The following is a 9,033-nucleotide window of genomic DNA, read 5'->3' on the forward strand; positions in this document are numbered from 1 at the left end:
GTCCCGCCGTCCGGCCCGATGACGGCGATGGAGCCGACCGTCGCTGCGTTCAGCGGCAGAACCCCGCCGTTCTTGAGCAGCACTGTCGCGTCCTCGGCGACCGAGCGGGCGGTGGCCGTATGCGGCGCGCTGGTCACGACATCATCCAGTGTCCCGGTCAGCGGGTGGTCGACGATTCCGTAGGCGAACATCTCCCGCAGGATCCGGTGGACCGCGTCGTCGATCCGAGATTTCCGCACCCGGCCGGCTTGAACTGCTGCGGTCAGCCCGACCGGGTCGGCGGTCTTCATCCAGTCCATGCCGGCGTTAAAGGCGGCACCGGTATCGGACACCGCACCAAGGTCTGACCGCATGAAGCCCGGAAATCCCCATTCCCCTTTGAGGACTGACGAAAGAAGCTCTTCATGCTGACAGGCGAGGGGACCGTTGACCGCATTGTAGGAACACATGCTCGAGGCGACGTGCGCGTCCTGAACAGCCGTCTGGAACGGTCGCAGATAGAGCTCACGCAGCGCCCGGTCGCTCACCCGCGTATCGAGCCCGATACGCCCTGCCTCCTGGTCGTTGGCGACGTAGTGCTTCGCCATCGCCATGATGCCCTGGTGTTGTATCGCGTTGATGTCCGCGACCGCCATCTTGCCGGTGAGGTAGGGATCCTCGCCGGACATCTCCCACACGCGGCCACCCTCCGGGACGCGCGCAAGGTTGATGTCCGGTCCTTGGACGACGTCGATGCCCTTGCCGCGCGACTCGGTTGCCTGTACCTGGCCATAAGCGTCGGCCCAGCCGGTGTTCCAGGTGGCAGCGAGGGCGATCGGTGCAGGTAGCTGGGTCACGCCGCCGGTGACTGCGGCGACGCCGGCGGGACCGTCTTGCAGTGTCAATGCCGGAATGCAGAGCCGTGTTATACCGGGCACGTAGTTCTCGTACTTCGTGACGCCCCACCGTGGTCCCAGCAGCCCGATTTCCTCGGTCAGCGTCATCTGCGCCACGACCTCGGCCGCCCGAACGTCGACGGAGGCCGACTGGCCGAGCCACGGGCAGTTCGGTGACGCATTCGCCGCTGCCGGATACAGCGCAACGCCCGCCGCCGGGACAAGGCAAACCGCCAACAACAGTGGAAAAACAGAAAGGCGGCGGCGACAGGCCATGTTCGTCTCCCGGGCACACGTGGGACCAGGTATTCAGTCCCAGATTGGCTTTAGCGTGAACATCATGGAGGCTGCGGCCATGGAACAATGGCAGTCCGTCGGAAGTCGACCCAGTGTCCGTATTCGAGATCAGGACAGCGGCCTTACAGAATATTTGCTTATCGGGAGTTGATCGATTTAGACACTGCGCCGGGCGCGAAGGCGCGAGAGTTATGTTTGCTTTTTACTTGAAATACTCAACTACTGCGTCGGTGAAAGAGCCGTGACGGGTCGGCGCACCTCGAACGATGCAGCCGGCTCGATGCAGTGACCAACGCAGAGCGCCACCACCTGCTGCGCGTCGTCGACGAACCGACGGCGGAGGACGAGCACGGGGTCAGTGGATCCGATCCGCAGGTGGCGAGCACTGGTGGGGGTCGGCCACCTCGCCTGCAGTGCGAGATGCTCGGTGAGCGGGCGATCGGGCCAATGCCGATGAATGAGATCCTCAAACGGTACCGGGACCTGCCACGGTGTCAGATCTCGGTCGTCGTCGGGCAGGCATGGCACGTAGGCGGTCCAATGGCCGACGGGTCGGCCTGCAACCAGAACCAGGCGTTCGAGCCGGATCACGGGCGTGCCCGGTGGGTGGCCGAGAAGGTGCGCCAGAACGGCGGACCCGGGTAGATGGCGCGCGCCCAACACGCGGAAGCCGAATCGTGGCTCTGCGGTCGCGGTGGACGGTGCCGGCGCGAATGCGCGCTCGAAGAAGCGTGGCTGGTCGATACGCTGGATCGGGGAGTGACTGGTCACGTAAGTGCCGCGACCGCGCAGCCGCCGCACCAGCCCGGCGAGCGCCATCCGCCGAAGTGCCTCCCGGAGCGAGTTGCGGCTGGTCTGCAATGCATCGGCCAGGTCGCGCTCGGTCGGAAGCGCCGCGCCGACCTGGAATTGGCCGGCCAGTACCGCCTCGTAGAGCAGGTCGGTCACTCGGGAACTCTCGTCGTCCCGTGAGGTCACGTCAGCGACAATAGGGACCAGATGTTTCGTCTTTGTTTCTCGACGAGCTGCAGGCGGCGTTGCGTCGCTGCACAAGAGAGAAACTCCAGGTCAGAGCGGTCCACAGTGGACGGACGAACGGCGTAACGCGGTGAGATCCGGAGGCAATTCGGCTGCAACATTCGCTTTCTAGGGTCACGGCATCATTCCCACGACGGAGGTGCCAGGCCCGATGCGCTTCGCCGACGATCCCTCGAAAGAAGACTACTCACTCCGCTACGCGCCAGCGCAGTTTCGACAATGGAAGCCTTGGCAGGTATGGCTGACCGCCATCGGCTCGCTGGCGGCGATGGCCGGTTACGCGATCGGCGGTGGCTACGCCCTCAACTTCGGCTTCGCGAACGCGCTGGGCGGAACCGCGGTGTCGGTGATCGTGATCTTCGCCACCGCCCTTCCGCTGGCCGTCTATATCGCACGACACAATCTTGATATCGACCTGCTGACCCGGGGCGCGGGATTCGGCTATCTGGGGTCGACGTTGACGTCACTCGTCTACGCGACGTTCACCCTGATCTATCTCGCGTTCGAGGGCGCGATCATGGCGCAAGCCGTCACGGCGGTCACGCCGATCCCGATCCGATGGAGTTACGTCGTCGTCAGCGTCGCGATCGTCCCGCTGGTGATCTACGGAATGAGCTTCACCTCGAAATTCCAGGCCTGGACCCAGCCGCTGTGGATGGGGCTACTGTTCGTCGCGTTGATCTCCGTGGCGACCACGCCGGGGATCTTCCACCAGATGACCCTGCTCGGCGGGGGTGCCCATCACTCGTCCTCCGGCGTCCCCTTCTCCGGCATCGTGATGCTGGCCATCGCGGCCGCTCTCCTTTCCGGGGTCGCGCAGATCGGCGAGCAGGGTGACTACCTGAGGTTCATGCCGGACCGCGAAGCGACGAACCGCCGCTCGTGGTGGGTGGCAGTCGTCCTCGGCGGACCGGGCATGGTGATCGTGACGATGTTCGCCTTCGTCGCCGGTCTCATGCTGACGGCGTACGCCCTCCCGCGCACCGGTGTCGCGCTCGCCGACGTCCCTGTGACGATGTTCGACCAGGCATTCAGTCGGGTCTTCGGACACGGTGAATTGGCGTTGGTCCTCGCGGTGGCGCTGGTGATCCTGTCCCAGCTGAAGATCAATATCATGAACGCCTACTCGGGCTCGCTGTCCTGGTCGAACTTCTTCTCCCGGCTGCTGCACCGTCACCCCGGCCGGGTCTACTGGCTGGTCTTCCAGGTCGCGATCGGACTGGTGATCATGGAGGCCGGCGTCTTCAACCAGATCGACAAGATCCTGGCCGTCTACTCCAACCTCGCCGTGGCCTGGATCGGTTGCCTGGTCTCCGACCTGGTCCTGAACAAGAAGCTGCTGAAGCTGAGCCCGCCGATCATGGAGTTCAAGCGAGCCCACCTCTACAACTTCAACCCGGTCGGCTTCGGCTCGATGCTCATCGCCGCCGCGGTGTCGTTCGTGGCCTACGCCGGGGTATTCGGCCCGACCGCGAAGCAGTTGTCCTCGTTCATCGCCCTGGGTGTCGCATTGGTGGTGCCGCCAGTGATCGCTTGGGCGACGAAGGGCCGTTATTACATCGCCCGCACGAGCGAGTTGCCCGACACCGGCGACGCCGAGGTGGAGTGCGTCGTCTGCGGCGGCAGCTACGACCGCATCGACATGGCGATGTGCCCCTTCCACACCGGGGCCATCTGCTCGCTGTGCTGCAGCATCGACGGAACCTGCCACGACGCCTGCAAGAAGAAGCCGGCCGGTGTGGTGGATCTACCGACCCCGGTCCTGTCGGGGACGTCCCAGCCGAACGGGCGGACCCCGGTCGGCGCAACTTCGGAGGTGGACTGATGCCGGTGGACACGATTCTCGATGCGGCTCGGGCGTTGCGGTCCGGTGAGACGACGTCGATCGAGCTGACCGCCTCGATGCTCTCCCGCGCCGACGAGTGCGACGCGCGACTCGGCTCGTTCCTGAGCCGGTACGACGAGACCGCCTTGGCCGCGGCCGCACAGGCCGACGCCGACTTCGCGGCGGGCATCGACCGGGGCCCGTTGCAGGGGATTCCCCTGGGGATCAAGGACATCATCACCACCCGCGAGGGAGCAACCACAGCCCAGAGCCTCATCCTCGACCCCGACTGGGGGTCGCGGACTGACGCCGTCGTGGTCGCTCGGCTCCGCGCCGCCGGAGCGGTGATCATGGGCAAGACCTCGACGATGGAATTTGCCATCGGCCTGCCGGACCCGGACAAGCCGTTCCCCATCCCGCGCAATCCGTGGAACCTCAATGCCTGGACCGGCGGATCGAGCTCCGGAACCGGGAACGGCGTCGCCGCCGGGTTGTTCCTCGGCGGGCTGGGGACCGACACCGGAGGCAGTATCCGGATCCCGGCGGCCTACTGCGGGATCAGCGGGCTGAAGCCCACCTTCGGACGGGTGCCGAAGTCCGGTTGCGTCCCGCTGGGTTACTCCCTCGACCACATCGGGCCGATGGCGCGCAGCGCGGCCGACTGTGCGGTGCTGCTGCAGGCACTCGCCGGCCACGATGCCACCGATCCGTATTCCAAGGTGGAGCCGGTACCCGACTACCTCAACGGACTCTGCGGCGACCTCAACGGACTGCGCATCGGTGCCGAGTACAGCGTGCTGGACAGTGCACCGATCGCTGATCCGGCGATGCGCCCGGCGTTGTCGGCGGCGGTCGAGTCGTTCGTCGCCTTCGGCGCGCGGGCCAGCACCGTCGAGTTGGACTGCTACCAGGATCTGGTCGCGGTGGACATGATCACCATGCTCGCCGAGGCCTTCGGTTACCACCGCCCGGATCTCGAGCGGCGGTGGTCGGAGTACGGCCGGGCGACGCGCCGATTCCTGGCGCAGGGCGCACTACTGTCCGCGGGCGACGTCGTCCAGGCGCAGCGGCTGCGCCGGCACCTCGTCCACCGGGTCGCCGAGATGTTCGAGGACATTGACGTGCTGGTGATGCCGCTGGCGTCGACCGGTGCCCCCCTCTACGGATCGCTGGATCTCGGCGACGTCATGGGCACCCTCTTCGCCGGCGCATGGAACACCGTCGGCCTACCGGTCGCGGTGGTACCGGCTGGGTTCACCGCCGACGGGATGCCACTCAGCCTGCAGATCGTCGGCCGGCCGATGGAGGAGACGACCGTGCTCCGGGTCGCCCACGCGTTCCAGCGGCTCACCGATTTCCACCGCTACCTGCCGCCGCTGCGCCCGGAGAGCCTCGGCAGCATGATGCCGAGCTACCCGCCGGTCGCGGTGCCGGACGGCGAGGAGGCCGAGCGGGTCGACGCCCTGCTGCGCGCCTCGGCTCTGCACCCGCCGGAGCACGACCGCGCCGCGATCGTGGCCGGATACGCCGCGCTGCGCCGCTCCGCGGACGGGCTCTACCGGTCACTCGGTGAGATCGACCCGATGCTCGCGTTCGACGCCGTCGTGCCCACCCGGGCCGGCGGGATCCCGGCTCGTGACCGGGACGGTCTGATCGGCGCCGCCTGACCGACCCATCATCCGAGGAGAGTCATGATCACGATCGCGACGTACGCCCTGTCGGGCAACTTCGACAAGGACCTCAGTCTGAAGAACCACCTGGCCGGCATCGACGCGGCCGCCGACCAGGGCGCGGACCTCATCGTCTTTCCGGAGGTGAGCCTGCAGGGCTATCCGTCGGCTGCCGGTCGGGACACGCAGACCGCGGTGCTGCGGGATGTCTACGCGACCGCCGAGCCGGTGCCGGATGGCCCCAGCGTGCAGGCGATCGCCGACCGGGCCCGGGAACGCGGGGTGCATGTGATCTTCGGGCTGACCGAGCGCACCGACGTACCGGGCATGCTCTACAACACGATGGTGCTGACCGGCCCGGACGGCCACATCGGCAGTTACCGCAAGGTGCACGTCGGCATCACTGAACAGGTCATCTGGCAGCGTGGGGCGGACTGGCCGGTATTCGACACACCGCTCGGGCGGATCGGCATGCTGATCTGTTACGACAAGGCGTGGCCCGAGTCGTGCCGGGAGCTGACTTTGCGCGGCGCCGAGATCCTCGTCATGTCCACCGCCTGGTCGATGAAGCCTGCCGAGGTGTCCTTCGACACCAGCCTCAACCTCGAGCAGTACGCGTTGTACGAGCGGGTCCGCGCCGCGGAGAACACGCGATGGTTCGTCTCCTCCAACTTCGCCGGTCCGCTCGGCGGGCTGGAGTTCTTCGGTCTCAGTCAGATCATCGACCCCAACGGTCGCGTCGTGGCGACCACAGGAGCAACCGCCGAGCAGTCGATGGCGACGGCCACGATCGACGTCACGGGCGGCATCGAGGAGGCATACGCGGGATTCAGCGGAGCCCGGCTGCTGCGGGACCGCCGACCGGAGACCTACGCCGCCGTTTCGGGCCGCTGGCCGGCCGACGAGGCGGGAGGTTGACCCGGGTGCGGCGGGTGCCGCGTCGGAGAACTCGGGTCACCCGGCCGTCGGGCGGCGGTCGGGTGGCCTGGTCCTGCTAGGTCAGGTGGGACAGGCGGGCCAGGCCGGTCACGGCCAGGTCGTCGCCTGCTCCTCGAAGTCCAGGGTGTGCGGGGGTATCACGCAGAACACCAGACCTCCGGGGTCGGCCATCTGCCAGTAGCGGCCATCGTCGTAGCTCTCCAGCCGGGTTGCTCCGAGGCTCTCCAGCCGGCGTACCTCCGCCTCCACGTCGTCGGTGTCGACGTCGAGGTGTACACGGGGTCGGGTTTCGACCCCCACCTGCTGCAGCTCGATGAGGAGCTGGCCCCCGAACAGGCCGACCGGCTGGTATGTGTCATCGCCGGATGGCTGATCGGGGGGCGGCCGGCCGGTCGCCGCCCGCCAGAACTCCAGGCTCGCCTGGAAGGACGACGGCGGGTGGTCGATGAAGACCCCGCCGATACGACTCTTATGCACGCCGTAGCCCTACCCAGATGTCCGGTCCGCAAAGCCATCTTGCTGCTAACGGCCCGGTCCGCTCGGCTACGGTGGTCTCGTGCCGGACATCACCTCGCTCATCCTCGACGAGCACACCTGGTTCCGGGAGCAGTTCGCCGCGCTGGACGACGTGCAAGCCCGCAGCCCGCTCGATGTCGACTCGGTGCGCGGCCTCTGGGGGCCGCTCGCCGCGCGGCTGGACGTGCACGCCATCGCCGAAGAGCAGATCTTCTACCCGCAGCTGCTGGCCAAGGGTGAGGACCCCGAGGCGGAGACCCTCGATGCCATCGGCGATCACAACGACATCCGCGACGGCCTGCACAGCGCGGCGCGTCACCCGGTCGGCACCGACGAGTGGTGGGACGCGGTCGGGCAGGCCCGCGCGGCCAACGACGAACACATGGCCGAAGAGGAACGCGAAGGGCTGGCCGATTTCCGGCTCCATGCCCCGGCCGGGCTCCGTGAGGCCCTGGGCGCCCGGTTCGCCGAGTTCCTCGCCGCGCACCCCACCCCTGAGGGTCTGGACGTTTCTGACAAGGATCCCGCCGGGTACGTCCACACCATCGAGAGCAATGAGGCCAATGCGGTCGCGGCGGACGCCGCCGCCGTCAGCGACGAGGACGGTAGCCGCGATGTGTCGCTGGGTATCGGCAGCCTGAGAGGACGATGATGATGACCGCATCCGACCATCTGCTCCGCGATCTGGCGCCGATCCCGTCCAAGGCCTGGAAGGTCGTCGACGACGAGGCCCGCGATCGGCTCACCCCGTTGCTCAGTGCCCGCCGGCTGGCTGACTGGAGCGGTTCCGGTGGCTGGGAGCACGACGCCATGCCGCTCGGACGCACCGCCAACCTTGACTCACCGCCGGGCGCCGCGGATGCGGCCGCCGGCGCTACGCGCGGGGTCAGGGCCCGGCAACGGCGGGTGCTGCCGCTGACCGAGGTGCGAGTGCCCTTCACCGTCGCCCGTGCGGAGATCGACGACATCCAGCGCGGTGCGCTCGACCCCGATTTCGACGACCTCGACCGCGCTGCCCACGCCGCAGCCCTGATCGAGAATCGGGCGGTGTTCCACGGCTGGGCCGCCGCCGGCATCGAGGGCATCGCGACGGCGTCGTCCCATTCCGGCGCCGAGCTCGGCACGGACTGCGGCCGCTACCCGGACGTCGTCGCGGTCGCCGTCGACCGGCTGCGCAGCGCCGGCGTCGAAGGCCCGTACACGTTGGCACTGAGTCCGGCGCTCTACACGCGGATCATCGAAACCACCGAGCACGGCGGCTATCTGCTGCTTGACCACCTCACCCGCATTCTCGGTGGCACGGTGCTCTGGACGCCCGGCATCGACGGTGCCGTCGTCGCCAGCCAGCGTGGCGGAGACTTCCTGCTCGACGTCGGGCAGGACATCTCCATCGGCTACAGCCACCACGACACCGACCAGGTCCACCTCTACCTCGAGGAGTCGTTCACCTTCCGCGTCGTCGAACCCGATGCGGCCGTCGCGCTGGCCTGACGGCTACTTCCAGGGTGGCTGCTCATCCATCTTGCTGTAGTAGCGGCCAAGATGACGGCGCAGCTTCGGCAGATCGGCGTCCGGGACGTTGAGACCGCCCCGGGCGCCGTCGACGATTCCCGCTGCCGCGATGATGGCGCGTGGCACGGCTTTGAGGTCACCGTCAATGACATCGGCGATGAGCAGCTTGTAGCCGGTGAACTCGTCCTTCTTCTTGGCGTCGTACCACAGGTGGGCCTTGCGGTACTTGGCGTTCGGCCCGTCCTGGGCATCAGCCCACTTGCGGACGCGCTTCTCGGCCGCGCCGCCGTTCCAGCGTCGGGAACGATCGGCAAGCGGCAGGTCGCTGAATGAACTCACTGTCATGTGGATCTCCTTCGAG

At 67.4% G+C, this 9,033-nt stretch carries 9 protein-coding genes; 5 read left to right on the plus strand and 4 right to left on the minus strand.

Annotation, left to right across the window (positions count from 1 at the left end):
* Positions 1-1,151 (minus strand): glycoside hydrolase family 3 N-terminal domain-containing protein (locus VGH85_03165; GenBank protein ID HEY2172791.1); only part of this gene is annotated, 1,151 nt, incomplete at its 3' end.
* A gap of 240 nt (positions 1,152-1,391) precedes the next feature.
* Positions 1,392-2,120 (minus strand): GntR family transcriptional regulator, encoded by a 729-nt coding sequence (locus tag VGH85_03170; protein ID HEY2172792.1) that lies wholly within the window; start codon positions 2,118-2,120, stop codon positions 1,392-1,394.
* Between the two features lie 241 nt (positions 2,121-2,361).
* On the opposite strand from VGH85_03170, the gene VGH85_03175 reads away from it, so the two are divergent.
* The 3 genes from VGH85_03175 to VGH85_03185 are packed head-to-tail and all read left to right on the plus strand — an operon-like array spanning position 2,362 to position 6,623.
* Positions 2,362-4,035 (plus strand): histidine kinase, encoded by a 1,674-nt coding sequence (locus VGH85_03175; GenBank protein ID HEY2172793.1) that lies wholly within the window; start codon positions 2,362-2,364, stop codon positions 4,033-4,035.
* Positions 4,035-5,702 (plus strand): amidase, encoded by a 1,668-nt coding sequence (locus VGH85_03180; GenBank protein HEY2172794.1) that lies wholly within the window; start codon positions 4,035-4,037, stop codon positions 5,700-5,702. Before VGH85_03175 ends, VGH85_03180 begins: the two co-directional genes overlap by 1 nt.
* Before the next feature lie 24 nt (positions 5,703-5,726).
* The gene (locus tag VGH85_03185) at positions 5,727-6,623 is read left to right on the plus strand and encodes a carbon-nitrogen hydrolase family protein (protein ID HEY2172795.1); all 897 of its coding nucleotides are present in this window, start codon (positions 5,727-5,729) and stop codon (positions 6,621-6,623) included.
* 108 nt (positions 6,624-6,731) lie between these two features.
* On the opposite strand, the gene VGH85_03190 is transcribed toward VGH85_03185, so the two are convergent.
* Positions 6,732-7,121, minus strand: a complete 390-nt coding sequence (locus VGH85_03190; GenBank protein ID HEY2172796.1) for a VOC family protein — start codon at positions 7,119-7,121, stop codon at positions 6,732-6,734.
* A 79-nt stretch (positions 7,122-7,200) separates the two neighbouring features.
* Here VGH85_03190 and VGH85_03195 point away from each other — a divergent pair, with 79 nt between their 5' ends.
* On the plus strand, positions 7,201-7,812 hold the full coding sequence (locus tag VGH85_03195; protein ID HEY2172797.1) for a hemerythrin domain-containing protein: 612 nt from the start codon (positions 7,201-7,203) through the stop codon (positions 7,810-7,812).
* Between the two features lie 2 nt (positions 7,813-7,814).
* The gene (locus VGH85_03200) at positions 7,815-8,651 is read left to right on the plus strand and encodes a family 1 encapsulin nanocompartment shell protein (GenBank protein ID HEY2172798.1); all 837 of its coding nucleotides are present in this window, start codon (positions 7,815-7,817) and stop codon (positions 8,649-8,651) included.
* 3 nt (positions 8,652-8,654) lie between these two features.
* Here VGH85_03200 and VGH85_03205 read toward each other — a convergent pair whose 3' ends face one another.
* Positions 8,655-9,017 carry a hypothetical protein gene (locus VGH85_03205; GenBank protein ID HEY2172799.1) on the minus strand — a complete coding sequence of 121 codons (363 nt, stop codon included), beginning with the start codon at positions 9,015-9,017 and terminating at the stop codon, positions 8,655-8,657.
* Between the last annotated feature and the right edge of the window lie 16 nt (positions 9,018-9,033).

The organism is Mycobacteriales bacterium, from assembly GCA_036497565.1.
Lineage (GTDB): Bacteria > Actinomycetota > Actinomycetes > Mycobacteriales > QHCD01 > DASXJE01.